The 24,853-nt window shown below is 47.0% G+C and carries 27 protein-coding genes and 1 pseudogene; all 28 read right to left on the minus strand.

Going from position 1 to position 24,853, the window contains the following annotated elements; translation table 11 throughout:
- Nucleotides 1–7: 7 nt before the first annotated feature.
- On the minus strand, nucleotides 8–640 hold the full coding sequence (locus IEY53_RS28885) for a hypothetical protein (protein ID WP_189031127.1): 633 nt from the start codon (nucleotides 638–640) through the stop codon (nucleotides 8–10).
- Between the two features lie 20 nt (nucleotides 641–660).
- Nucleotides 661–1,344, minus strand: a complete 684-nt coding sequence (gene cpaB / locus IEY53_RS28890) for a Flp pilus assembly protein CpaB (protein WP_189031129.1) — start codon at nucleotides 1,342–1,344, stop codon at nucleotides 661–663.
- Nucleotides 1,345–1,364: 20 nt separating this feature from the next.
- A complete protein-coding gene (locus IEY53_RS28895; RefSeq protein ID WP_189031131.1) occupies nucleotides 1,365–1,784 on the minus strand; it encodes a hypothetical protein in 420 nt (139 codons plus the stop codon).
- A gap of 3 nt (nucleotides 1,785–1,787) precedes the next feature.
- Complete coding sequence (locus tag IEY53_RS28900; RefSeq protein ID WP_189031133.1) at nucleotides 1,788–2,213, minus strand: DUF4320 family protein; 426 nt, start codon at nucleotides 2,211–2,213, stop codon at nucleotides 1,788–1,790.
- A gap of 7 nt (nucleotides 2,214–2,220) precedes the next feature.
- Entirely contained in the window at nucleotides 2,221–2,460 is a 240-nt protein-coding gene (locus IEY53_RS28905; protein WP_189031135.1) for a hypothetical protein, read from the minus strand.
- A gap of 39 nt (nucleotides 2,461–2,499) precedes the next feature.
- Nucleotides 2,500–3,285 (minus strand): type II secretion system F family protein, encoded by a 786-nt coding sequence (locus tag IEY53_RS28910; protein WP_189031137.1) that lies wholly within the window; start codon nucleotides 3,283–3,285, stop codon nucleotides 2,500–2,502.
- Between the two features lie 127 nt (nucleotides 3,286–3,412).
- The gene (locus IEY53_RS28915; RefSeq protein ID WP_189031139.1) at nucleotides 3,413–4,288 is read right to left on the minus strand and encodes a type II secretion system F family protein; all 876 of its coding nucleotides are present in this window, start codon (nucleotides 4,286–4,288) and stop codon (nucleotides 3,413–3,415) included.
- The gene (locus IEY53_RS28920; protein ID WP_189031141.1) at nucleotides 4,285–6,366 is read right to left on the minus strand and encodes a TadA family conjugal transfer-associated ATPase; all 2,082 of its coding nucleotides are present in this window, start codon (nucleotides 6,364–6,366) and stop codon (nucleotides 4,285–4,287) included. The genes IEY53_RS28915 and IEY53_RS28920 overlap by 4 nt, the downstream gene beginning before the upstream one ends.
- Before the next feature lie 21 nt (nucleotides 6,367–6,387).
- Nucleotides 6,388–6,642: a hypothetical protein gene (locus IEY53_RS28925; RefSeq protein ID WP_189031143.1), complete on the minus strand. Its 255-nt coding sequence runs from the start codon at nucleotides 6,640–6,642 to the stop codon at nucleotides 6,388–6,390.
- A gap of 12 nt (nucleotides 6,643–6,654) precedes the next feature.
- Nucleotides 6,655–6,864, minus strand: a complete 210-nt coding sequence (locus IEY53_RS28930) for a hypothetical protein (protein WP_189031145.1) — start codon at nucleotides 6,862–6,864, stop codon at nucleotides 6,655–6,657.
- 2 nt (nucleotides 6,865–6,866) lie between these two features.
- Entirely contained in the window at nucleotides 6,867–7,262 is a 396-nt protein-coding gene (locus IEY53_RS28935; RefSeq protein WP_189031146.1) for a hypothetical protein, read from the minus strand.
- A 136-nt stretch (nucleotides 7,263–7,398) separates the two neighbouring features.
- Nucleotides 7,399–7,563, minus strand: coding sequence for a hypothetical protein (locus IEY53_RS28940; RefSeq protein ID WP_189031147.1), 165 nt, complete (start codon nucleotides 7,561–7,563; stop codon nucleotides 7,399–7,401).
- 57 nt (nucleotides 7,564–7,620) lie between these two features.
- Nucleotides 7,621–7,743, minus strand: a complete 123-nt coding sequence (locus tag IEY53_RS35795; RefSeq protein ID WP_268240828.1) for a hypothetical protein — start codon at nucleotides 7,741–7,743, stop codon at nucleotides 7,621–7,623.
- Between the two features lie 471 nt (nucleotides 7,744–8,214).
- A complete protein-coding gene (locus IEY53_RS28945) occupies nucleotides 8,215–9,870 on the minus strand; it encodes an FtsK/SpoIIIE domain-containing protein (RefSeq protein ID WP_189031148.1) in 1,656 nt (551 codons plus the stop codon).
- Nucleotides 9,871–10,398: 528 nt separating this feature from the next.
- A complete protein-coding gene (locus IEY53_RS28950; RefSeq protein WP_189031149.1) occupies nucleotides 10,399–10,650 on the minus strand; it encodes a hypothetical protein in 252 nt (83 codons plus the stop codon).
- A complete protein-coding gene (locus tag IEY53_RS28955) occupies nucleotides 10,651–11,757 on the minus strand; it encodes a M23 family metallopeptidase (protein WP_189031150.1) in 1,107 nt (368 codons plus the stop codon).
- Between the two features lie 13 nt (nucleotides 11,758–11,770).
- Nucleotides 11,771–13,624 carry a TraG/VirB4 family ATPase gene (locus tag IEY53_RS28960; RefSeq protein ID WP_189031151.1) on the minus strand — a complete coding sequence of 618 codons (1,854 nt, stop codon included), beginning with the start codon at nucleotides 13,622–13,624 and terminating at the stop codon, nucleotides 11,771–11,773.
- Nucleotides 13,590–15,605 (minus strand): hypothetical protein, encoded by a 2,016-nt coding sequence (locus IEY53_RS28965; RefSeq protein ID WP_189031152.1) that lies wholly within the window; start codon nucleotides 15,603–15,605, stop codon nucleotides 13,590–13,592. The genes IEY53_RS28960 and IEY53_RS28965 overlap by 35 nt, the downstream gene beginning before the upstream one ends.
- A gap of 16 nt (nucleotides 15,606–15,621) precedes the next feature.
- A complete protein-coding gene (locus tag IEY53_RS28970; protein WP_189031153.1) occupies nucleotides 15,622–18,048 on the minus strand; it encodes a hypothetical protein in 2,427 nt (808 codons plus the stop codon).
- The gene (locus IEY53_RS28975; protein WP_189031155.1) at nucleotides 18,045–18,338 is read right to left on the minus strand and encodes a hypothetical protein; all 294 of its coding nucleotides are present in this window, start codon (nucleotides 18,336–18,338) and stop codon (nucleotides 18,045–18,047) included. Before IEY53_RS28975 ends, IEY53_RS28970 begins: the two co-directional genes overlap by 4 nt.
- A gap of 38 nt (nucleotides 18,339–18,376) precedes the next feature.
- On the minus strand, nucleotides 18,377–18,862 hold the full coding sequence (locus IEY53_RS28980) for a hypothetical protein (protein ID WP_189031157.1): 486 nt from the start codon (nucleotides 18,860–18,862) through the stop codon (nucleotides 18,377–18,379).
- Nucleotides 18,844–19,560, minus strand: coding sequence for a metal-dependent hydrolase (locus tag IEY53_RS28985; RefSeq protein ID WP_189031159.1), 717 nt, complete (start codon nucleotides 19,558–19,560; stop codon nucleotides 18,844–18,846). The genes IEY53_RS28980 and IEY53_RS28985 overlap by 19 nt, the downstream gene beginning before the upstream one ends.
- Nucleotides 19,561–19,642: 82 nt before the next feature.
- On the minus strand, nucleotides 19,643–20,623 hold the full coding sequence (locus IEY53_RS28990) for a hypothetical protein (protein WP_189031161.1): 981 nt from the start codon (nucleotides 20,621–20,623) through the stop codon (nucleotides 19,643–19,645).
- A 241-nt stretch (nucleotides 20,624–20,864) separates the two neighbouring features.
- Entirely contained in the window at nucleotides 20,865–21,548 is a 684-nt protein-coding gene (locus IEY53_RS28995) for a DNA-methyltransferase (RefSeq protein ID WP_189031163.1), read from the minus strand.
- A gap of 74 nt (nucleotides 21,549–21,622) precedes the next feature.
- Nucleotides 21,623–22,211: pseudogene (locus IEY53_RS29000) on the minus strand (recombinase family protein).
- A 164-nt stretch (nucleotides 22,212–22,375) separates the two neighbouring features.
- On the minus strand, nucleotides 22,376–22,636 hold the full coding sequence (locus IEY53_RS29005; protein ID WP_189031165.1) for a hypothetical protein: 261 nt from the start codon (nucleotides 22,634–22,636) through the stop codon (nucleotides 22,376–22,378).
- A gap of 221 nt (nucleotides 22,637–22,857) precedes the next feature.
- On the minus strand, nucleotides 22,858–24,024 hold the full coding sequence (locus tag IEY53_RS29010; RefSeq protein ID WP_189031167.1) for an MFS transporter: 1,167 nt from the start codon (nucleotides 24,022–24,024) through the stop codon (nucleotides 22,858–22,860).
- Between the two features lie 15 nt (nucleotides 24,025–24,039).
- Complete coding sequence (locus tag IEY53_RS29015) at nucleotides 24,040–24,432, minus strand: MerR family transcriptional regulator (RefSeq protein WP_189031169.1); 393 nt, start codon at nucleotides 24,430–24,432, stop codon at nucleotides 24,040–24,042.
- Nucleotides 24,433–24,853: the final 421 nt, after the last annotated feature.

Consider the following 24,853-nt stretch of genomic DNA (forward strand, 5'->3'; position numbering starts at 1 on the left):
ATTCTCTTTATATCCCTGACACAAGGGTAAATGTAAAATGGGCAGTGTAATCCCCGCTGAACCGTCCGATAGTTTGACCAGAGGCAAGTCGGTCTGTACCACTCACTTGGTTCAATTCGATGAGTGGCGGCAAATCAATGAGCAGGCCAAGCGATGCACTGGTTTTCCCTCGCCCCGCCCCCTCCTCAGCCTGCATGATCATTTGCGGCGCATCCTCCGAAAATACCCCAGTGTTTCCAGAGACTTGAGTGTCTCTGCCCTCGGTGACCACATCCTGAACAGCATAAGAGACATATCCGGCGGGCAGCGTGGCCAGCAGATCACCGTCAGACAACGCGTGCCGTACCGAAAAATGATCGAGTGTCACCGCATATTGCCAACCGGAGTCCGAGCCATGTTCCACTTCAATGTACAGAAGCTTGCTGAGTTGCAAATTTCCGGAGGCATCCAGAACGAGCGGCAGTGTAGGTTCGGCCAGTCTCAACCGGCCGAACGAATACACTTGGTATGTGGCGGATGTTGCGCTATACACCTGGTCAGATACATGCTGCGCAGTGGGCAGTGGTTCTGCGAAACTCGCTTCGGCCCTTATTGAAAGAAGCAGCCCCAGTAGTAGAAACGTCAACCCTAACTTTTTCATTCCCATCAGTCTCTCCCTTCTTATGGAGAGGCTGTGCCTGCTGGCAGCAAGTACACCTTCCCACTCTCTTGATATTCCATCAGCAGACTAGCTTGTTTGGGTGTCACCTCAAGCACAACCACTGCCGGAATTAGGCTTCCACCTTCCACTGGATCGGGAACCTTACCTTCAGAGTTAAGTCGTTTAATGACCTTTAGCTTGGATAATTCCGGTACAACTACACTTGTAGAACGGCCTGTTGTAGGATCACTAACATAGGCGTAAGCATCGACGACAATCCCCGGCTTCACCTCATCTCCGGAAGACATGGCCAGATCCGTCTTGACCCCGATTTGACGCATACCCGCTTTCAGCGAAACTGCCGCTCCCATCCCGGAAGCCGCCGCAGTTGTAATCAGTGACTTGCGGATCGGTGTACTCTGTAGAAAGCCGTATTTGGAGGCATAAGCATCCTTGAAATCCAATTCATCTGGCGACTTCAAAGCATCATCGGGCACCTCACTGAGCACGACCTCCCGATATTCTAGTACCTCTTTGGTAATGGCTGCGTAAGGCGCAATGTCCGTTTTAGCCACAATGATTTTTTGGGTTTTCACCTGCTCGGCTATCTGATTTTGATTCATTTTAAAGGCAACAAGCGCAATCACCAGTCCGAGGAGGACGATGAGTGCGCTACGTGTATACTTATTCCAAAGCTTTTTCAATGAGTGATTCTCCTCCTTGCTTACTTAAAGATACTCTCATATGGAATATTGCGATGAACGGTCACCGGATACTGTACACCGGGCAGGGCAAAGGAGACATGGGTACGATACACCACATCAATCCACGGCACCTCATCGGCATCGTAACTCAGTTGCAGTTCAAATTGGCTATCTTTCATAACCGCATTTTCCAAGTTTCCACTCAAACTTAAAGCCTGCCGGAATGCCTCACGGGTGGCTGAACGCAAAGCGTTTGGCTCTAACTGTACTTTGCCCTGCTGCGCGTCCGTCACAATTCCCGAGCGCACAATGCCTGCATCAATAGAATGCTCCATGGCCCTGCCGGTGGAATCATACACACTGTCCACGACTAGTAGATCCATGACCAGTACGATCAGAATCAGACCAAACAAAATAGCCCCGCATACCTTGATCCACATCGCCTACTCCCCCGTTCGGTAAAACTTATGCGCCAGACCGGAAACATGCACTTTAATTGGCACGCTATAGTAAACCCCAACCGCCTTCAATGCAAAAACGTCATACTGCCTGACCGCCGTCACTTCCAGCACATCACCGCGCTGCACCGGCTTATTCGTAGCAGTAAAGGTAACTTTCCCCGGGTTCATGCCCATGCTCTGGAGCAAGTCATCAAAACGCTGCCGGGTTAGGGCATCCGCACCATTCTCTACCTTCATCACCTGCAACACTTCATTTGTGGCGGTACGAAGGTTAGAACGAATCATGACGTACTGCACGATCGTGACAGCGAGGAGCGAAATGATCAGTGTAATCATCATCAGAAAGAAGACGGAAATAATCCCGTCCCCCTGCTCCGATGTTTTAAAGGTGTTCAGCCTGCGCTTCATAATGAACTTAGTCCAAGGAATTCATTTTGCCGAAGATTTTATCTTTGACAAAGGTGTCGATTTGGGCTTTGAACAGGATGTACACTCCAATAAACAATAACAGCATAATCAGGATACTGATCACCCATGACATGGCATCCCCGCGTTCTTCTTTCCGAAAACGTTCCATTCGGGTGTAAAATGCAGTGGTGGCGAAAAGCATCGTTTGTTGACTTTCCCGTTTCACTTTGTTCAGCAGCTTTTTCATAAATAAATTCATCCTCTCAAATGGGTTATATTAGGGGTACTACAGCGCATTAAAAGCAGCAAACATTTTAATGAGCATCAAAAAAAAGAACACTGCCACGTGGACAATGACGATTCCGTAGTACAGATTCATCTTCGCCGGATTGCCTCGGGTGCGTTCTTTCAAAGCCAATTTACTTAAACTTCGCAAATCATTTTTGATATGATTTAAATCGTCCTCTGCCTCATGGAATCCCTTCTCTGCGACAATATTGACGACAGATATAAAGTCATAGACGACCGGCACATTGACTTCTTTGGCAAACAGGTGCAGGGCATCCTTCTGAGACATTGTCCCCATATTGGCAACCAAACGCTTAAGTAGTGCCGAAAGAATCGGACCACACCGACCACTGACCTCTTGAAAGATCACATTCAGTGGCTTCCCCACCTCAAGTGCCGTGATCATTTTACTAATTAAAAACGGCAAGTCCGCAACTAGCCGATCTTGCCGTTGTTGGTAAGCCTGGGGAATCCAGCGTAAGGACATCCAGAAAAACAGTCCGGATAGGACAGGAGCTACCAGTAGGAAAAAGAAGTGCTGAACCATTCCGGCCAGCGCCAGCGCGAACAGTCCTGGCAACAGCGACTGCACAATCACTTTAGCTGTATACAATTCGTAACTTTCTTCATAGGCCAGGACTTGATACATCTTTCTCCGTTTGCTCAGGGGACGCTTATCGCTTCCTTTGGCCATCCGATCCGCAAAAGAGCGTACGATAGCATTTTGTCCCATCCGCAAACGCTGCGCTTCGGATTGATTGACCAGTGCGGCCAGATGTACCATTTGCTTCTGCCGCTGGAATCCCGGAATTACCAAACGCAAGATTGGAAATGCGATACAGCCTGCAGCAAGGAAAAACAGTATGGATGTTAGCATGTTTCACCCCCTTTCACAGTGCTCACTGATGTGTTCACAGATCATCCAGATTCAGGCGTAATAGCTTATCCTTTTTCCAAAGCCCCACGAGCACGGAAACAATCATGCTGGCCAAAAGCAGTTTACCAAACCCGGTTTGCAGAGTAGTCGCCAGTCTGAATTCTTCAACCATTTGGCTTTCCAAATACCCGAACAAAAACGGAAAAACGAGACTAAACCCGAATACCACAAAAGGCTCGATGCGTTTCTTTTCGTTCTCAATATCGATCTCCTGCAGCAAATTCATATCGGATGCGATATCCGCGATACTTTCACGAATACCTTCGACGGATCGCAGATGGAAGCCGTCTTTGTTACCGGCGATGACTTTTTCACAAAAATCGTCGAATTTCTTAAAGCGAACAGATCGTTTCATATTCTGCAATGCCGTAGGCACATCGAGGCCAATCCGTAGCGAAGCATACAGTTGCTCAAATAGAGGCACCGTCACACCGCTCATCATAGAGAGCGACATCTCCAGTGATTTTTGCAGGGATTTACAATCCCGAAACTTAGATGACAAGAGTCTCAGATTGCCGGGCAGGTTCATCAGGACCTCCATACGGCGTTTAAACTTCACCGCTGAAATCACCATCTTGGGGACAATAATTCCCATCGCCCCACCGACGCCAACAAACCAGATATTTCTTGTAAAATAAGCAATCGCTACACCGATCAGGAGAGCCGCCAGCAGAATCTGTATCATATTCTTCCCGCTCAGCCGAATTCCCGCTGCCTTTGCCTCTGCTTCCGTCTGTTCAAACCCAAAGGCTATCCGCATCCTCTTGGAACGGCTGACACTAATGGGTGCAAGCGAAAAAAGCCCGAAGGAGATCAGCAGTCCTGCTACTAACCAATAGCCTAGCATCATAGAACAGCCTTCAACTCCTTCACCTCACACCAGAGCCGTAATTCTTCAGGCCCTGGCTCCTGCAGGTAGACTTTCTCCATCAGCGACTCTGACTTGATCCGGCCCACCTTCACTTGCTTTTTCAAGCGATGGTCATATTTAAAGATCGGATTCAGGATCGGTTCCTCCGTACCTTTATACCCGATCAGCTCGGAGATTTCGGTCACGACCCGCACACCGCTGCGCAGTTTCTTCTGAAATACAATCAGGTCAATGGAACCTGAAATTTGACTGGCAGCAGCCGTTGTATTACCGTTCAACTGCAAAAACCGCGTAGCCGCTTCCCGCGCACTGTTGGCATGGATCGTCGTCCACACGGTGTGTCCCGTGTTCATCCCGATCAGACTTTGCTGCGCTGCCGCTTCATCACGGATTTCTCCGATACACATCACGGTTGGCCGCAGCCGCAAGCAGGCTTTGATCAGCTTGGCGATGCCAAAGCTTTTTTTCTCGTCCTCCAGCTCCTTGACGAGCAGGGAAGGCAAATTCGGGTAACGCTGATATTGAGTCTTGCTGGCCAGCAGCATTTCTTCGGAATCCTCAATAGAGATGATCCGAGTAATCGGCTCTACGCACATTGGCAGACGAATCAGTTGTGTAGTTTTCCCGCTGTTCGTCCCGCCTCCAATGACAATGTTCGCCCCTTTGGGTACAATGAAATGCATAAAGTCAGCAATTTCCTGTGTTATGTTTCCGTACCGGACACACTGCTCATCCGTGAACACATCTGGTGGAAACTTCCGGATACTAATCAAAGGCGCATTCGCACTCACACCTTGAAATTCTTTGGTATCCGCCACCACGCAGATGCGGAATCCACGGTAGTTAGCATCCACAATGGGATCGGTGCTGGAGATCGGCTTGCCAATCGGCATGAGCATCTTATTGATCACTTCATAAAGATGCGTGATGCTCTGGAAACGAATATCGGGCAGATGCTTGTCCTCCCCGCCTTGCTCCACAATCACTTGATCCGGTCCATTGATTTCTATACTACTAATACTTGGATCATCCAAAATCCCCTGCAGCACACCAAGCTCCGTAATTTCCTTCTGCACCCACTCCACCGCTACATTAACCGGTATGGTCAGGGCGTAATCGGTCTGTTCGCGCACCAAATCGGAAATGTAATAACGTATTTTTTGGCGGGAAGGCTCATGCGTCAAGGACTGTACATATTCGTCCAGATGATCCTCTTGCAGCCGAAAGCGCACATAGTTCAGGAGGGATTCAAGCTTCTTGTAATCCCCTTCCGAATATTCAGTATTCACCGGCTGTACGGATACGTGGACATCCAGGTATTCCAGCGGTTCAATGATACCGACAGTTTCACCTTCACGCCCGGTCTCTATCTCCTCCCGTACAGGAAACACATTGGGCGCAAGATTCTTCCAGCCCTTGAGCAAATCACTGAACTTGGAATAGACCGGCGCTTCTTGAATTTTGACATTGGAATCGGCTGTGAACAGAAATAACCGCTCCTGCTCTACGCCGAACACCTCGATTAAACGGCGATAATGGGTATAGTTGCCGACGAAATCAATCGCATCGGCACTATATAGCACCACTGCATCCGAAGTCCTGAGGGCAAAGTGCGTGGTCGGCTGAATGAGCGAACCCTGCAACACCAAAACGATCACATCATAAGCGTTTTCCAATTGCTGCCGCAGCACGCTTGGTGCTGAAATAAGCGTCTGGTTGGACGACAGTTTGCGAATAACCGGTGCCTCTGGTTGGGAACGCGGATTAACGAGCAGATAATCTACCCCGCTGCGTTGCACCATGTAGGCTTGCATCGGTTTTAACGCCATGCGATCCAGATCCAGCAGGAACTGATCGATCGTACGTTCCTTGCTCAGCTCCGCAATCTGCTCATTAAACGTGTAAGCAATGCGTGGCAGGCCAACGCAGGGTAATTCAGCCACGATGATTCGATGTTCTTTGGGAAAGGTGCGAATCAGTTTCATAACCCCTTGAATCGCATCCCCTCCCCCAATATTAGCAAAGGCAACAACCTGAGCCTTGCGAGTCAATTCCAAGGGAACTCCCTCCTTTCAGGGTCACGATCTGGCCTCAGTCTCGCCACGGTAACAATTTCCACGGTATACCCATCCTTCAACTGTTTTTTCCAGCGTGGCATATGTTGCTCTTCCACCAATGTGGTTATTCGGCTCACCAATTTGAATTATTTTTGCTGTCCAGCAGGCCGGGGGCAACACATTCAGAAAGTGATCAGCCATCTCCTCATCCACTACATCTCCGGGCTGAAGGTAATCCTCCAGATCCCCTTTCCAGTTTTCATAAGTTTTTACCATGCTCTGACTCCTCTACTGTGCTTGATAGGTTTCTGTTGTTGACCATTTCCCGTTTGTATACACTTCTACAGTGACTTGGTTGTTGTATGCCATGCCATCAGCTACGGTCATTCGGGACAACCAAATTCGATCATTTCCGGTGTCTAGCTTAAGCTCATCGGTATGCGACTGCTGCAGGGTAGGTAATGCCTTTAAATCCCCGAGTGTGAACTTTTTCGCCATCTCTATTCCCTCCTTATCGTGTTCTTCAGTGCTGTCCAAGCTGTGAGTAGAGTGCTCACTGCCTGATCTTGCCCATGCCAGAACAGGTTCTTCTTCAACTCTCCGATTTCAGCATCGAAAACCTCAATAGACTCTCCATCCCGATTTGACTGAGGTTCCGATTCGATATCCTTCACAACCTCAGACAGGGCTTTGCGAACCGCTTCTTCCAATGGGCTTTCCTGCAACCCCATTTTGACTTCTCGTAGTATACCGACATCTTTCCAGTCCAGCTGCCTACGCTTCCCATCGCGGTTAAAGGCATACCCTTGCTCTTCCAGCAATAAGACCCAGCGCCGAAGTGTGCTCACCGGCGTCTTCAACATTTCCCCTGCTTCTTTAAATCCAACTTCCTGCACAACACTCTCCTCCCTAAGCGCAAAGGCCACCCCTCTGAATACTGGGGCGGCCTCTTTTTGTTTTCTTGCATGATCTAAGATTACCTCATTTTTTCAAGTGAAACGTATTATAAAAGTACGTAAAAAGTATGGGTTTTTAGTCTTGCAGCATCCGAGTCTCGCCCAGCAGTTTCTCCAGTCTAGGCAATGTTCTGTGAGTCAGAAAATCTGCTTCATGGGTGTTACCAGCTGCTTGGGCACGCTTAATAGCCTCTTTCGTATTCTGAATAGCTAATTGATAATTCGCCATCGTATCAATCATAATCACAACTCCTCCTAATCATTTAAATTCTGAATATACTGACAGAAGGGAACTAACTTATCTCCCCATCCCTCCATTCTCGTATTTTTCAAGACATTCCTCGCAGATGACACCCGAATCCTCATCACCTTCGCATTCACAAATAGAGCAGGGCGTTACCGATGGATCACGCTCACTCATCCTCTCATTCCTCCTAACTGATAAAGTAATGACTACAAGCTTTCTGGATCAATATTGGTATATCGGCGTAGATCATCTGCAGAAAGCTCTCCGTTTTTATAGGATTCGATCAAATCATTCAAGCGTTTTGTCCCAGTTGCTTAGGGTCTAATCCTCTCAGATATTCAATTTTTCGAGCATATTCATTTGCATCCTGCTCCAATTCATCCAGCCCCTATGCTATTCGCTCTCGCGTCTGGTTAAATGTACGTCGCAATTCTCTTACCTCGTTCTCGGGATACTTCGTCAAGCAACTGCTCCGATAAATCTGCGATCTACTCCGAAATCATTGTTAGGCTGTATTTTCTAGTTCCCATTCCAGTTCCCGGTTAGAGTGACAATACTTCAAAAAGAAAAAAGCCAATAACCACGCGGGTTTTCGGCTTTGAAGGACGGGAACTAGAAATGGGAACTAGAAACGGGAACTAGAAATCAATTGAACTGACTTTGTTCTCCTACATTTAATAAAAACTGCTGTATTTGATCCTCATCCCAAGCCAGCGTGTATCCCCCTTTGGTGCTGGTTGGGGGGAGTAAGAAATCAAGCTTCACCAGTTGGCTCATCAGCTGCAGCACTTTCTCTTTGCGAATACCTAGTGCTTGCTGTACATCAATAGAACGGGTTGATCTCGTTTGACAAATCATCCGCTGCACACGCAGCAGTATTTCATCATCGCTCTCCCGGGTATCCACCAGCCAGGGTTTCAGTCCCGTTTCCGGATCATATTCGGGTGCGACATTCCCTTCTTTGCTGAGTTGTTCTACATATGTTGCTGCCGTGACATAGTCAATGTTAAGCTCATGCTGCAGCAGCCTTCCAGAAACACCGTTATGCCCACTCGCTATGCGAATCACTTGATCGTACACACTTTCATTGATGGAAGGCATCTCTTCTTCTTCTTCCGAATTAGTCCATTCCTGCGATGGGACTGTGTTCATCGGTGTCTCTTCTAGAAATTCATCCTCCACTTCCAATGGCTCCACTTCTTCCTCATCGGTCATTGTAATGAGTGAAGATGAAACCCCATTTGCTTCCACTCCCCTATCTTTTTTCTTTAGCCGTACTTCATTCTGCCAATAACGTTTTAACTCTTCAATATAACGAGTCGTATCATCATCATCAGCGCTGATTGCTGCCGATTGGAATCTCTTCTGCCCTCCTCCGTTCAGCATGCAAATGCCGTCCCCGCCACCGAGCAAATGCGGACCACCTGTGTCCATCACCGTTTTAAAGTCATAGACACTCAATAAATGAAAAGCTACCCGGGACGGCAGGTTGGACTTAATAACACCCGTCACGACATCCACGCTGGGGCGCTGGGTCCCCAAGATCAAATGGAGTCCTGCAGCTCGTCCCATTTGGGTCAGCCGCTGTACTGTGTCCTCCACATCATTCCGGGCAATCACCATCAAGTCTGCATATTCATCAATCACGGTGACGATATAAGGCATCTGATCCAGAGGATGATTCCGGTTGTACTGAAGCAAGTTGCGTACTCCAGCTTCAGCAAAACGCTTATACCGCTTTTCCATCTCCACAACAAGCTTTTTGAGCGTCAGTGCCGCCCGTTTCGGATCAGTTACCGGTGGGGAGATCAGGTGCGGCAACCCGGTATACATCGTAAACTCGACCATTTTGGGATCAATGAGCAGAAACTGGACTTGCTGCGGAGAACGCGTAGTGGCCAACGAAGTGAGCAACCCATTGATAAAAACGGATTTCCCCGAGCCGGTAGCCCCTGCTACCAGAAGATGCGGCAATTTCGCTAAATCCACCAGCATCGGATTCCCTTCCATGTCCTTCCCAAAGACCATCGGCAGTTGAGCTTTTTCTGCGAATACCATCAGATCCCTTGTCATGTCACTCATATAGACAAATGCTCTTTCCTTATGCGGAAGCACAAAAGCTGCTGCACTGGAAAAAGGGGATGAGGTTACTGAAAAGCTACGGTCATGTCCGATATGGTTGGCCAGATCATCCCTTTTTTTAACCAGATCACTCAGCTGCAGACGGGCGGGGAGGCGAAACGAGATGGTTTGCAGTGTAGGACCTGCATCGATGGACAAGATTTCAGGAGGTTCATCCATTTTAAGCCCCGCCAGTTGTACAGTGTTGAAGATGAGCTCAGAAGCCTGCTCCGATGATAAGGTTGATGAGGAATATGGCCGGGGATTCGGCGGGAATAGAGCATAGGGTACTTGGTGGCTACTCCGATCCCCTGTTAGCGAATTCTGCGAGCTACCAGATTCAGCACTTTGAGGTGCCGTTGGAATAGACTCAATGCCTCCGGCACTCGGCAGTTTAGTCAGCGAGATGTCCGGTGATGATCTACTCAATCTCCATTCACGATTCCGAATCATTTGCTGGACCTGTACAAGCCTTAGCCTTATGCTACTTTTATTCTTCCAAGTCAGTGCAGTGAGATGAGGCACGCCCACAATACATATCCATAATGTCAAAGCATATCGAAGAACCATGTGTGCCAAACTGCTCAATTCCGGGACGGGGCCCAAAAACAGTACGGCTACACTCCCGAGTGCAGCGAAGACTGTTAATCGGTTTACGAACTGGCTAAACGTCTCCTTTTTCGGTGGATCTGGAGTGCTCACTGTGACTCAACTTCCCTTCATCATGGTTTGGATTAAGTCTCTAAGCTGCTGATTAAAACGAGCAGCATTTTCTTTCACCAGTGGCCACCACGCGTCTGACTCGTCAAAAATAAAATGATAGGCTTCATTCAAGTTACGTAGCAACATGATTACTAGAAACACACCTAAAGCTTTGACTAACCAGGTCGGTAGGCCGTTACTGCCTTTCTTGTAAAACACCCATAGTAGTATCGCAATAATAACCACTGTTAAATTCACTTAACCGCCCCCTTTTAATAAAAGCTTGAAGTATTTGGATACCCCAATCCACCAGCCATTGTGTTCCGCGTAGTACCCACGAGGATTATCTTTCGCTGATAGCCACTGGATGGGGTCTCGTCCGTCAGGTCGGTCCTTCGATAACTTAATAATGGTGTTGGCCGCGATCTGCGCAGACTCACCGGTTGTCAGTGTAGCCCCCTTGCCTTTACACCAGCAGCCAAATACATTCCAAGGATTCTTGATAATCTGCGAGGCATGATTATTTTTCCGTGGAACAAAAGACTGCTCCTGGCCAGTAATTGCGATCAGGAGATAGGGGGATACATTTTTGGTCCTTCCGGCATCATCGATCAGCTGCAGCAAGCCGCGATCTGCCAGTGCTGATTTTCGCTCATCCAAAAACTGAAACACATAATCAATATTTAAAGGCGTATACCCCAGCTCACTTGGCAAGCTTGGCAATTCTGTGCCGGGTACCTGGATATAATCCAATGGATTGACCGGCGTTCCGTTCAGTTCGACTTGAAAATGTAAATGCGGCCCGGTAGATCTCCCTACAATGCCCTGTCCGATTGTACCAATCAGCTGACCTTTACTCACCATTTCGCCCACCGACACAAACATCTGTGTGGATAGGTGTCCATATTTAGTGACCAATCCAGAACCGTGATCGATGTAAATCGCTTGTCCATATCCGCTGGCCGATCCGGCTACAGTCACCGTTCCAGCAGCCATCGCATAGACAGGCTGCAGCTCGGTGTTCGCGGCTCCATTGGCGATATCTATGCCCTTATGCATTCGGGTTGTTCCAAACAAATCCCGCATAGCAAAAGGAGAAGACACCCGGGGAATCGTAGGCACTGGCCAAGTATATCCGGAGCCGTCTACATCTAGTTGCACCGGAGCCCCCCAGGCATACTCGCCTGCAGGCTGAGTCTTATATGTGTCCGCATCCGAAAAAATCATAAATGGTAAAAATACAAACAATATAATAAGTGCTACGATTCCAAATAAGATAAGCACCAAACCGATACCTGGGGAACCCAATGCCGAAATCAGAGCAATCGTTTTCTTGATATCTTTGGCCTTTTTGACGACTTCCACATGTCCCCCTCCTTTATCCTGCGGTTTTAAGACCCCGCGTTTTGTACAGGACATGTTCTTCAGGCGGCACGTGCATGATCAGTTCATCGTACCTCTTGTGATTCTCTAAAATGTACCGCTGCGTACCTTCATTTTGGGTGATCAGTTCCTGAATCTCCACGGGAAGGTCCGCGTGGGAGGAGAGTAATCGTACGGCCGATTGTTCCATATAAAAGTAGACACGGACACTTGTGTTTTCCCACATTCCCACACCTGCTGCGGTATCCAGCATTATGGCTGGAGAATTCCCTGCCAAAATCATCATGCCATTCTGCTTACGAATGGCCGTGTACCAGGTGAATACATAACTGCGAAGCTCCGGATTTTGCAACTGCCGCTGACCTTCATCCACCAGCACAGCAGAGAAGTCTTGCCCGGCAATTTTAAGCAGGTGGACATTGGCATTAACTTGTTCAAAAGCCATCGACATTTTAATCTGTGCTTGCTTGGTCGATTCATCCTTCTTGGATTCGTCTTCCTCACCGGAGCCCACTCGATAAACCACAAGGGGGGCTTTAAGATGAAAACTGGAAGCCTCCTCAATTTGAAAAATATCATCATAAATTCCAATAAAATAAATTTTGATCTTGTCGTACAAGCTTTTGGCATCTTCATTCGTGCGAGAAGCCTCTTCAATTTCCGCGAACGCGGCGTGAATCGTCGGCTTCGGCCCGGTGGGAGCATTCCAGGTTTCCGGCTTTTTCTTATCAATCCCTGCTGCCCGGTACACTCTGCGGATCGCTTCACCTACTTCAAAAATTTCCGGGCGTGTTAAGTTCTCCCCAAGCAGCGAAAAGGTTCGCACACCGCTTTTTTCGGCCATCTTGTACCGAGAGCGATTATACTGCACACAGTCCTCATCGATCTCAGTGATGGCTGGCATAATCGTTAGCGGTTCAAAGTAACGACCTTCTTCCGTCGTGTGATCGATGTACACGCCTCCGACATATGCACAAAGCTCACGCCACTCCCCGTCCAGATCGAAGACAAACACATGAACCCCCTCTTCCAGGAGCGATACTACCAGCGCCTTAAGAAAGTAACTTTTCCCCTCTCCCGTCTTACCAAACACGGTAATATTCTGCGCCCGTGGATCATCCGGGTCACATAAATTGACAAAACAAAAGCCGCCGTCCTCGGTCCGGCGACCAAAATAAAGCCCTTCGGCGTCTGAAAACGAGCCTCGGGTCATTGGATACGTGCGTGCCGCTACAGAATCTGTCGTGACACGCCCATAATGGGTTTTGTTATAAAATTCACTGTGATTCGTGTAAGGATCGCACGCGGGGGCGGTCTGCCGCATAGCTTCATTCTGTTCACGCTTTAATTCATTGAGCCTTCCAGACATGTTATCAAACCAAAGCTTCAGACCCGCCTCTGCTGCCTCGATCTGATGTAGCTTCGGTGCGGATAACGTCAAAAAGGTTTGAACTTCAACCAGTTTGTGGTCATTCGATAAAGTAGAGTCCCGCAAGGCAAGAATGGTTTCCTTCGCAGCAATCTCTGCCTTCCGCGCCGGGTCGTTTTCGCTCTGATCATCGATGCTTGCCGTCAAACGGTTCAGTTTATATTTCATCCCGGTGTTAAATTTGATATCGCTTTGTGCATAACGAATCGTCTTGCGCAAAGTTGCCCCGGCTTTGGTAACGACACCATCCAAGTGATCGAGATATCCAGCAATAATCTCAGGAGGATACTCCTGGACCATGAGCACTCGAACAAAGTGTCCTGTCTTATCGTCTTTTCCGTTCAGTGCATTCACGACGACATGCCGTGAACGTTTCATCCAACGTTTAACTAACCGATTCGTATGTTTGAGCAGGCTCATTGGATTTCCCCTCTCTGTTCAGTTGTACATTCACATTCAACGATGTGCGAAGCGCCGGATCAAGAGCCAGGGGCCGGCCTTGGTACAAGCAATAATCTGCTGCTGGAAAATACGGATAGACCTCTGCGAAGGACTGCTTATATTGCTCCTTAAGCAGTGAAATCATCTTGGAAGTCATCTCCGGGGTACTCCGGTTAAGCCAGAACTCACCCTCCCAACGTGAGACCGCTTCTTTTAACTGCAGCCAATGATGATAGTCACAGTCCACGACCGCCACGGAACGATAACGTTGCATCAGCGTCTCCCGTTCGGGATAGTTCCACGGAATTTCGGCAATGACCAGTCCGTCTTCTACTACGCGGCGATGAAGCAGCTGCTCCACCTGCATCAAAGACGGATAGCACATTGGCGTAAACAATAACCAGTCTGTTGCCTTGCCAGACCAGGTGTCCCATCCTTCCAAATCCAAAGGATGTTTTAACGGATTCAGCACCGTCTTGGTTCCCTGGTCCTTCGATAAATCCACAATACTCACTGAGCTACCACTCAGGCTTGCAGCCACCCCCAGATTTGCGGCTAAAAAAGACACTCCACTCGGTACAGGTGAGGTTAGCAGCACAATCCCTTGAAGCCCCTTTCGGAGTTGTTCGGTGCGAGGCAGAATTGTCTGCAGCACTTCCTCTCCAGGCAGCTCCTCCAGCATTTCCTCCACTAACTCATCTGGGTCTACAACTTTACGTTTTCTGAATTTCTGCCACTCCAAACGGCAGATCCTCGTCCACTTGTTTAACAAAGGAAGGATGGAGTCACTCCAGGTCTTCTTGAGGCTGGAGAACCCCTTTTTGCAGCTACGCAGCCACCTTTCCTTCTTAGACATCCTAGAGTTCAGAAGAACTTCTTCGACGACCAATGGCAGGAAGTGTTCTTCCTCCTTGATCTCAGAGCTTTTTGCATCCTCAAGTTCATCTTCCATGGGTTCATCATGAATGGATTTTGCAAGGGACGGGCTAAATATCGAACGCTCCACTGCTTGCTCCTCCTGTTCTTCCAAATCCTCAAATTCTTCAGACAAGCTGGGTTCGGCCCACGTACCTTCAGCCATTTTCCAGGATTCCCAAGTGGTGCGGTCCCACCAGCGCCCTAGGATCTCCGGCAGTGAAAAACCGGATAATAGGGACGTAGAATGCCCTCCATGAGCGGTGAGTGTGTTCAGCACCCGATCTTTCTTCTCCTTCAATTCACTTAGTAGTCGGAACCGTTTCAGCTCGCCTGGATTGAGATCGGCAGGTTCATCCTCCCGCTCCCTGATATTGATCTTGGATTCCGACGTGGTGAGGGTCAGGGTATATTCACTGCGTAATGCCTCGCCGTTTCGCGCCAACCGATCCCACATCTCGATACGGTTCTGCTTCATTTGCTGAATGCCTTCACTCTTAGCCGGGCGGTTTCGTTTCTCGTTCCACAGCTCATGCCTTACATCGGGAATTTGCTCTGCCGAGATTTGGGCAGAAAATCCTTCCTGTACGATCGCACGCAGAAACTGTTCAAAGCCACCGACCCGTGTCCGTTTCTGCCCATATACAGCAGTCTTCCAGGGGACTGCCGATAACGAGAAAACCACATGCAACGTCTTCCCGCTGCGGTAGAGCCATCCGTCTTCCTCCACGCCAAGGAAGGAACCGATGTCTTCACCGGTTCCTTCTTTTTTTTGCTGTACATCATGGATGTAGCGCTTTACGCGATACGGCCATTTGAGCATATGCCCCACTGTACTCACCATAAAAATCACGACAATCCATGTCATTTTGAACACGACCGGGAACGGAACTAGAAAAGGGAAGCCCCCGATCACCAGAGTCGTCGCTACAATCCAGCCAATATCTCTCAGGGAAAGTCCCAAAAACTGTACGTCCTCACGGATATCGCCCATAAAGCTTGCCCGCAGGAGCTCATCTTCCCGGTCCTGATTCTCCTGATCCATTTTTATTCACCTGCCCTTATTCTTTCGGTTTTCCGGCCGTTTTCGATTTCGACAAAGCTTCCTTCTTTTTTGCATCCTGGCTTTCCTTCTCCCGCTGCTGCTCATGCCGGTGCAGCATTTCCTTTTGCAATTTCTCGAAACTCCCCATATCTAATCCATCCAATGGCGGTTGTCCATAGTTGACTGGTACCCGATCCTTTATCACGTAGACCGTGCCATCCTTAGCACGCCAGTAAGGGGTACGGTCTTTTCGGTACGAGTCGTAGGCCTTCTGGAATTCCGTTAGGAGTTCTTCGGGAACAAAGACATGGGACTCATCTTTAGCGAGCTCCAGCACTTCCGACAGCCCTTTCGATGTACTGGAACGCCTCCATTCATCCAACATGCTGGCAGCAAACTGCGAGTGACGCGGGAAATTACACCGTATCTTTCGGCTGGTTTGGGCCATCATCCCCTCCAGCACTTCAGTGGCTTCTTCCATGTAATCATCGGGCACCCATAACGCCCCCTGCTCCAGCAGCAACTCTTTAACCCAAGGGTATTCATCGGTGCGATCTTGCAATGCATGATAAGCAGCAGAGGCTTTGTCTTGGGGCAATTTGGCTTGGGTATAGAGTGGTAAGGACTCTTTAATTTGTTCCACCGCTTGCTCAGCTTTGGAGGAGTCCTCCAGCTTCGTAATCTTTGGTGTGTTGTTCAGATCCACGAAAGCCCCATCCTTATACATGCCTTCACGCACATCCGATACATTAAACCCTTCCTTCTGCAGTTGCGGCAGCATATCGAGGGTTTCACCAGCCAAAATTAGTTCTCCAGTACTCTCGTCCCACTGTACATCTTCTTTGTATTCTTTCTTAAGAGTACTTAGCTTCTCGGTCAGTTTTTTACGCTGGGCTACCGGTGCCTGCAGGAGGGAAACACTTCTAAATCCTTCTTCTCCCAAAACCGTGGAAATGTTTAGTGCCGACGATTTAATTTCTGACTCTCCAAACGCCAGTTCATGTTCAACACCGATATGGACCTGTCCGCCTTCTTCCAGCCATTGCTCCGGCTCTTGATAGACAATACCTTGCACCGATTCAGACAATCCTCCTGTGAGATTGGACACCATTTTGTCCTTGCCCACGCTGCGTTGGGTACGCATGCGTTTTGCCGCTTCCTGCATCCGTTTACTCCCCTCTTTCATGCTGAGCGCCTTCTTCTGCACACCCTCGGAACCCATCCGTTTTCCCATGGAATCCAGAGACGTTGAAGTACGTTCTCCCCATTTCCCCATCGACTCCACTACATTGGCTCCATTCAGCGTCATCGGGCTTTGCGCCGCTTTCATCAGCGGCTTTATCCAGAAAAAGAAAAAGAATACCAGCAAGGCTAGTGCACTGAGAATTGCGAAGATGATCGGAGGAATTCCGATCGCTGCGGAAAAGCCGGTACCCTCACCATAGTCGGTCTGCATTTTGACAAATATGGCCCAGTGTAATCCGCAGATCAGTCCGACAATTAAGGTCCGCAAATACAAATTGGCAAACCCAATCATCGTCTCCAATTTACCTGTATAGGCAGATTGGGTGATCCACAGATTCACTAGGATGGCCATAAACATCAGAACCAACGTTTTTAGCACCGCTACGATATACAAAGGTAGTACTACCAGTAACAAATAACTGAGCAGACTAAAAATCCCGCCGCTTGTAGATGCCGTTAATTCACCAAGGGTTTGAGCAGCATATGAGGCTTCCGTTATTCCATCCGAGCCAACAATCATGGCTTTTAAAATTTGTTGGCCATCTAGTCCCTCATACGTAACACTGCTGGTGCCGATAATGCCTTCGAACATCTTGCTGGCCATCCAATTGATGCCGACATTGGCAATGTTCAGCGCTGTTAAGGAGAAATAGGTAGCAACAAAGCAAATTAAAAAGACCTTGAGCAAACTGCCCAGGTCCTTTTTACCTTTAATGATTTTAAAAGCAAGCCAAGAAATCCCGATAAATAGCGACACAAGGCCGATGATCATAAATATGGACCAACCGGATTGCACCAAAGCGATTTCGGCTATTTGTGGTGTAAACAAATAACTCTTGGCGAACGCATCATAGAGAGGAGTCATGAGCTCATCCACCAACAGCACGATGAGGCCTTCAATGGCATCTTTGATCAGCTTGCCGGACATCAGGTCTTTAAACGACTGGATCATCTCATCAACCTTATGGATCATGTCGTCTACCCAATCGGGGATATACCAACTCGTCTCACGCTCCGCAGGTTCTGCTGCACCGTTCGGTGCTGTTGTGGGTGTGGGCAGTGCAGATGCTGTCTTCACCCCGCTGATATCAGATGCTTGCATGACCTGACTGGATGCAGCCTGAACTTGAACTACACTACTGGTCATGCCGATCAACATCATCAGTATGACTGTCAGTAGACCAATACGTTTCCTCACGCTCCCCACCCCCATAGCGCCATATAATCATAAAACTGAGACAACAAGGTGAAAACAGAGCCTGTCATGAATAAGAGAATGATCAGCATCGCTACGCCCATGTTCTTCCAGAACTTGGTATCTTTCAAATTTTTAACTCCCCGGCTAACAGAGAGCAGGAAAGCAAAAAAACGGATTAACCAGTAGGCAAGAGCAAGGACACAAAGAATCGTCCCTGCTGCTCCTGCTAAGACCAAAAACCAGTTCATATCATCCACCACACCCGGATCAACGGTATACATTTTTTTCATTTTCGAGATATAATCGTCGTCCATCTTCAGCGCAGCCATTAAGAGAATTTACGGGTATCATCCAATAATTGGATAAACGAAGTCTTTTCCACGGTTTCCCCGAGATCTTGGGTGGAGGTCCAATTATAAACGTTTTCCAGAAAGCTAAAGAATGCCCCGCTGATAAAGAGGAAGACAATAAATACAAGAATACCGGCTTCGATCCAAAACCATTTGTCCTTAATTGTACCTTTACCTGTACTGATTTTTACCAGTTTCATAATGACTCGGACCACTACAAAAATCAATGTTGCAATTGTAATTAAAGAGATAAACAGTCCAATCGGTGTAAAGACAAAGTCCAGTCCGTCTAGCACCTTCCAGTTGAACTTCAACTTTTCCTTGATCTTGGTGATTGGATTATCATCGGCATAGGCCATCATCGGCATTACAAACATGCTAAAAAGGACCAATAGTAGGGTCCATGTCTTTTTTATTTTCATTTTTCTCTTCCCTTCTGGGTTTACTAGAATGTAATAAGCCACAATGCAATACTACTCACCCAGCAACCTCTGGCAATCCATCGTTCGGCGGCGCCGCCGTTTCTCAGAATATTGAGCGCCACTTTGAGGCGTGGAATGAGCACCGAACGAATCCCCTCCACCGTCACTGAATCCCCTACTAAGTGCGACCACCATCCGGCCAGCAGGCCTAAGCCTAGTGCCTGGAACAAGAGCGGCTGTGTAGCAGTAAACGAAACCACGCTAACACTCAAGACACCGGCAAACTCCGGACTATGGATAATCCCGCGATGCTTGACAAAAGGCATAACGAGCAAAGCAGCGCCTGCCAAAAGTGAGAGCCAATGCAGGCCGTAAAGTTCATATCCGGCAATGAGCAACAGTCCAAGCCCACTCAAAATGAGCATACGCAGACGAGATGCCATTGCAAGGATCAGGCCAACTACTATCCATACCCAGGGCATGGGTTGCTGCAGAACATACCACAAGATACCCATCCCCAGAGACAGACCGGATAATCCTTTTAATTTTCTTCTGGTTCTTGACGAAAACTGAAGCTTATTACTTACTGTGCTGGTCTTGTGGTCCAGATCCGGCAACAATCCACCGATTCCCGCAGCAGAAATCAATACAGCAGAAGGCACCACTGGTACGTGTGGCGTAAAATAGAGAACTGCCGATCCTGCCAGAATAGCCAGCCCCACATGTCCTTGTCGATTCATATTAGATATCACCTCCTTTCCGGGACAGCACAAATAACCGCTTCATTACTTGAAGCAGTTCAGGTCTTTCAACTATTCAGAGTTAGAAGAATCGACTGAATCCTCTCTTCTTCTGTTTTTGCAAAACTGGGAAAAGCAATCCTTCTAGCAACTCGTTAGTATCCGCTTGGGAACCAAAGGGATCGGGATGATTTGGGACTGCAAACACTGGTCTTCCACTTAAACATCCGGCCACGATCTCCCGATTTTGCTCATTCGCCAAGGGCAAGGCAATGCGCCAATATTCCTGCGGCACACGGCTATGTTCACGGCAAAAGGAAATGAGTTCATTTATACGCCATTCGCTACCTGAACCCACCAGCACCGGTAAACTAGCCTGTACAAACAAGTCTGCCTGCTTGGTGGACTGTAAATTCCCCAAGTCTAGCACGGTATAACGGTAATCGTTCATCAGCGTTCTGATCCATTGTTCCGATACCTCTGCTTTATATAGAGAGACATCGCCCAAGTCATAACGTGGATGGTTTGAAAAGTTCCCTTCCTTTATATACTCCAAAAATGAATAACAAGGACGACTTCCGCCTTCCCACAAGGCCACTTTGGTTTTTGTGTATCTGGACAAATAGTGTGCGATAAGCAGCGCAGTATGTGTGCTGCCAGCTCCTCCAAAAACACTTCCTACAGCTATAACTACCCTTTCACCTACTCTACTGAATTCCATGTCAGGTATTGCGATCTGCTGAATCATCGCCTCCACCAGATTATGATCTTTCAGGAGTTTCTCTTGCCAGTTCTGGTTCATCCAAACATCCGATGCACCCAAAGCGGTCCAACTTCTTACCGCCGTTGACGACAAACTGGTCGCCTGACTAATCACTATAAACTTCACCTGTATTTCTTCAGCTAATAATAAGATGCCTCTGGCTTGGTCCTCATGGATCAAGACGTATTCCGGCATAAGAATCAAAGAACTTTCCTTTACTTCCTCAGGTGTACCACAGACATGAAATTTAAAATGTGGATCACTGATTTCTGGTCTTACGCCAACAAGTATAATGTGCAATGATGATCTACCTCCTCTGAACAATATGTCTACTCTACAATCATAGCTCTTTCAAGCAACACAAACGTTCGAAGAACGTTCTGAAAAAGTATGGGTTATGGATTCACTTTCCGATCACTTATCACCTCTCTTTCTCTGAAAACGTAAAAAGGCCGCCCGAAGGCAGCTCAAGGATAATATGTTATGAGAATATCAGACTAAAGACTGATTTGCGTTCTATAAAAGTGTTCAAAAAGTATGATTATGTACGTTTCTCCTTCAATCGCTCTGTAGAAACTGCATACCAACCCGGGTCCACTTCGAATGCATCCCAGCGGCGATTCAGAATTTCTGCAGCATCCGGGACTACTCCGCTGCCTGCAAAGAAATCTACGACATATTCGCCTTCTTCACTACTATTCTCAATGATGCGTTTCATCATGTCTATAGGCTTCTCCGTGGGATGAATCGTTTGATTTCCCGGAATGCGAGAGATTTGCCATACATCCGTTTGACTCCGCGTGCGTATCCGCCGGACATTCTTTTTACCTTTAACTGCCATGATGATGAATTCATGCTGGTAACGATACTGCCACCCCATGCCCATATTCTTCTTGTCCCATACAATACAGTTCTTAATCGTGAACCCTGAAATTTTAAGCCACCGGGCCATATCCGGGTAGGTACGCCAATCGATAAAAATATACACATGGCTGCCAGGCTTCAGGATACGATAGGCTTGCTTCAGCCAGGCGAGGCAAAATCTGCGGTAGTCAGGAAACGGTAGGTTATCGTTGGGGAAGATCTGAAACCGAGGTTTTTTATTCTTGGTTTGAGTGGTTCCTCCAAATTTCAAATTATACGGTGGATCGGCAATTACTAAATCTACGGTTTCATCTTCGATTAATTTTTGAGCACCTTCAATACAGCTATCCAAATATAACATTTCAAGTCCTCCCTTGGTGTATTCCTTCCAAAGGTTATATACGGATGAATCAGAACATAGGTTCCTACTTTTTTTCAAGATAGCTTACCTTCGTATTCTTTAACACTACGATAGAATGTAGGCTTCCTCATGCCAATTCTTCTCATCGCTTCCGTTGTAGTAAACTCACCAGATTTCCACACCTCATATATTTCAATGAATTTGTTATCAATTTCTTGTTTTGTCCTACCAAACGTAACCCCTTCAGTCCGAGCCACTTCGATGCCTTCAGCCTGTTGTGTTCGATTTTTTTTACGCTCCTGCTCAGCCACATACGCCAGCAGACTAAGAAACTGATTCTCCATGACCCTTCCAAAATCCCTCATTGTCTTAAACTTTCGGGAATCAAAAGCGTTTCGTTATCCAGGCATACAATGTCCGCACCGATCTCGCGAGTGATATGTTTCCACTCCGCAATGATACCGTCATAATCCCGGCCCAACCGGTCCAGGGCGTCAACAAAAACCAGATCGCCTTCCCGAATCATTAGCCGCATCTGCCTGATAACGTGGACGATCAAAATCTTTGCCACTCTGCTTATCGACAAAAACAAATCGCTCCCTCAATCCCCAATTCTCGAAATTTCAGGAGCTGCCGCTCTATTGTTAGCAGAAAATAAAGTATTAGACTGTATCTCTATATTCCACGCGGATTTTCGAATTGTCTACCGTCAGACTCAATAAAGTAAGTTTTTGACTTACCCTTGAAATTGAAACAGCGACAGCCAAGGACGAGAAAATAAAGTCCCAGACTGTCGCTGTTTCGTTGAACTAACGTTCTCCGTTAGCTCAATCGCACTTGGGTTTTTGGCCACATGCCATAACAAAGGTCATCATCGCATACGCTTCAGAGGAATTGTTAATTTTCTCAGAAGCTTGTTTTAACTGATCGTATTCTTCTGCATTGATAACACTATTTTGAAAAAAAACCTCAAAACGGTTAATATCCAATTGCCGAGTAAATCCTTCAATTCCATGAAGATCGCTATGCTGAATAACGACATCTAAATCTACATCTGTATAACCCGCATTGGTTAAGAGCCGTGGCAAACTCCTGCCAATAAACCGATTACCAACTCATTTCCATCGACAACTCTCTGACAGGACAAGTTTGTTTGCATATAAAAAACGTTGGTGGATGAATGTATCACCTACCAACGCCTAGTTTTTACTGATACAACTCTGACTCGTAAATATCCACCCGATATATCCTTACCACGCACTCCACATGTGTGGAAGTGCTATGTGTGGGAGACTTGTAATCCTGTTACTCAGTAGTGACCTTCTATTCTTTTTGCATCAAAGAGCTTGATTTTCATTCCAATGCACATAAATGCAAGGGTCAGAAACAATAAACCGCTCCATATAATCTGGTGTGTTCCAATCCGAGATAGGAACCAGCCTCCCAAGGTGGTTCCTATTGTGACACCCAAATTTGCAAAAGATACGAATAAGCTATTGGAAAACTCGGGCGCTTCTGAAGCCTCTGAGGTTATCCATGTTTGACTTACAATGAGTCCTCCGGTGAACACTGCTCCCCATGCCATAATAATAAGGATCATCGGAATGGTATGGCTTCCCGCAATAAATATCAGCAAGTAAATAATTCCGAGAAGAATAGGATAAAAAAGGATTGTTTTAACGACACTTTTGCCTAATAACTTAGCTGCCTGTAGATTGCCGATCACTCCGCTTGCTCCAAAAAGAATCAACATAATGCTTATCATTTTACCGTTCATGCTTGTCACTGCCGTAAGATATTCAGCAAAATAGGAATATACAGCGTACAGTGCAGCAAGAATGAAACTGGCTGCAGCAATATTAAGCCATAATTGAGGTTTTACCAGAACTTTCAGCTGGTTCCCATAGGATAGTTTCTCTTCTACTGGCATGGATGGGATCCATTTTAAAATTCCCGCAAAAGCGATGGCATTAATGACAGCGGAAAAGAGAAAGGCAGCTTCGAGTGAAAACTGATCACCTATAAATGATGTGATCGGTACGCCCAATACCATCCCCACTGTTAGCCCAGTAAAAACTTTGGCCACAGCTGTGGCACGTTGCTCTTCTGGAACTGAGCTTGCAGCTGCCGCAAATGCGACTGAGAAATAAACCGGATGAAAAAATGCGGGTAGTAGTCGAAGTAACAATAAGACCGTATAGTTGGGAGCAAAAGCCGAAAGTACATTGGAAATTACAAAAATTACAAGTATACCTGCTAGAATTTTTTTGCGGTTTATTCCAGAAAATAATAAAGTCATGAATGGACCAGAAATGGCAATGATCAGTGCAAACAGGCTTACAAGCATACCTGTTTGAGAAACGCTGACTTGAAAGTGCTTCGAGATCTGCGGTAAAATGCCCACAACGCCAAACTCGGTATTCGTTATGCCAAATACGCCGAGGGCAATGATGGATGTTAGCAATGACTTTTTCATTAGTGTGTCCCCTGTCTATTTATTTGGCCGGTTATTCAAATAATTATTTTCCATTTCCTTATACGTAACGATTTTATTTGCAAGCAAATTTAGATTGTTCTGAAGCTCAATCATATGTTGTTGAACTTCTTTATAATGCTCTTCGAGAAATTTCCTCCTTGCTGTTAAAGTTGAATCCCCCTGCCTCCTAAGTTCGGCGAGTTCAATCATTTTTTTGATTGTCATTCCTGTGGCCTTCAGTCGATTCAAAAATTCAATCCAAGTGATATCTTCTAATGAATAACACCGATATCCATTTTCATCGCGTTGAATTGAAGTAATAAGATTCATTTTTTCGTAATACCGAAGTGTATGAACACTTAGACTTGTAGCAGCAGCAACCTGTTGGATGGTTAGTAATTTGTCCATGAACACAGTATAAACTTTCGAGTTAACTCTAATGCAAGCTCTTTAGATAAATTCTCTTTCTCGTCAATTGAAAATAAACTCAAGCAATGTTGAGCTTGAGTTTTACGAATTTTTAAGGTAAATGTGGCTTCAATATGTTACTTCCTCACCAGCAACACACAGCATTCCACATGTCTCGTGTGTTTACTTAAAGCTCCTATCTTCAGGTCTAGCATCGCTTCCTCAATCTTAAACTCGATTCTTTGTTTTACCACTACCGATGATACGGTTCACCGCGCTGTCTGAAGCGGCAAGTTTTAAGGCCATCCTTTGCGGGATGGCCCTTTCCTTGTAAAGAACTTGATTTGCTAAGCTAATGTTACCCGTTAGAATTCCTGTAGAATGAATAATTTAGACTTTGAACAAAAAAGAGCGCCTCTGT

This window comes from Paenibacillus albidus (assembly GCF_014644435.1).
Lineage (GTDB): Bacteria > Bacillota > Bacilli > Paenibacillales > Paenibacillaceae > Paenibacillus_AQ > Paenibacillus_AQ albidus.